Origin of the sequence: Streptomyces sp. YS-3, assembly GCF_045257485.1 — a bacterium.
Lineage (GTDB): Bacteria > Actinomycetota > Actinomycetes > Streptomycetales > Streptomycetaceae > Streptomyces.
Genome location: NZ_JBJHPC010001041.1, coordinates 1 through 1,173, shown reverse-complemented (window position 1 = coordinate 1,173; position 1,173 = coordinate 1). Strand labels below are relative to the sequence as shown.

The following is a 1,173-nucleotide window of genomic DNA, read 5'->3' as shown; positions in this document are numbered from 1 at the left end:
CGGGGGGCTTTGCCTGTCGGCTTCCGGTCCTGCCGGTATCGGTCCTGCCCCGCTTCCATCCTGCCCCGCTTCCACCCTGCCCGCTTCGGCCCTGCCGCTAGTGGCGCGGCGGATCGAGCTCCTCGATCGTCGCGGTGGAGGGCCCGCGGCGGGGCTGGGCGGCACGGGCCGCGAAGTCCACGTCGCGGATGACCCGTTCGAAGTTTCCCCAGGTCAGCGCGGCGAGCTCGGTGTCGTCCCAGCCCCGGTCGATCAGCTCGCCCAGCAGTACGGGGTAGCAGGAGGCGTCCTCCAGGCCGACCGTGCGCGGGGCGTCCTCCGGCAGGCCGTACCCGCCCGACAGACCGATGTGCTCCGGCCCCAGGACCCCGCGCAGATGCTCGATGTGGTCGGCGACGTCCTGGACGGACGCGGGCCGTCCGGCGCGGGCGACCTGCGCCGGGGCGAAGCTCACCAGACACACCCCGCCGTTCTCGGGCAGCTCCGCCACGAGCTCGTCGGTGACGTTGAGCGGGTGGTCGGTGAGGGCGCGGGCGGCCGAGCGGGTGAAGATCACCGGGGCCTTGGCCGCGCTGAAGGTGTGGTGGACGGTGTCGGGGGCGGCGCCGGACAGGTCGATGACCATACCGAGCCGGTTGAGCTCCCGTACGACCTCGTGCCCGAAGCGGGTCAGGCCCGCGCGGGCCCAGGCGGCCGTGGTGGTGAGGGCGACCGCGCGGACGCCGAGCGCGTGGTACGCCCGGACCGTGCCCAGCGAGTCCCCCAGCGCGTGGGCGGCCACCGGCCCGAAGACCGAGGCGATACGGCCGTGGTTGCGGGCGTCGGCCAGGTCGCCGACGGCCTGCGCCGTCCGCAGCCCCTCCGGGCAGGCGTCGACGAGCGTACGGATGCGGTCGACGCGCTCCAGGGTGGCGCTGACCGGGTCCGGGCAGTCGGCCGGGACCATCAGCGACCACAGCTGCGCCCCTACGCCGCCGTGCCGGAGCCGGGGGATGTCGGTGTCGAGCGAACTCTCCCCGAGCTCCACGTCGTGCCACGGGGTGTGCACGAGCACCTGGGCGAGGGTGTTGTACCCGTCGGCCACGGGGTGGGCGCGCAGCAGGGCGTGGATGCGGGCGCGTACGTCCGGGTCGAGGGTGTCGCCGGGGGTGTCGCCGGGGGTGTCGCCGGGGG

1 protein-coding gene is annotated in these 1,173 nt (G+C 74.9%); it reads right to left on the bottom strand.

The features are described from left to right. Window positions 1-97 precede the first annotated feature (97 nt). A partial coding sequence (locus tag ACJA3G_RS37340) for a dipeptidase (RefSeq protein WP_406557451.1) occupies window positions 98-1,173 on the bottom strand: 1,076 nt, incomplete at its 5' end.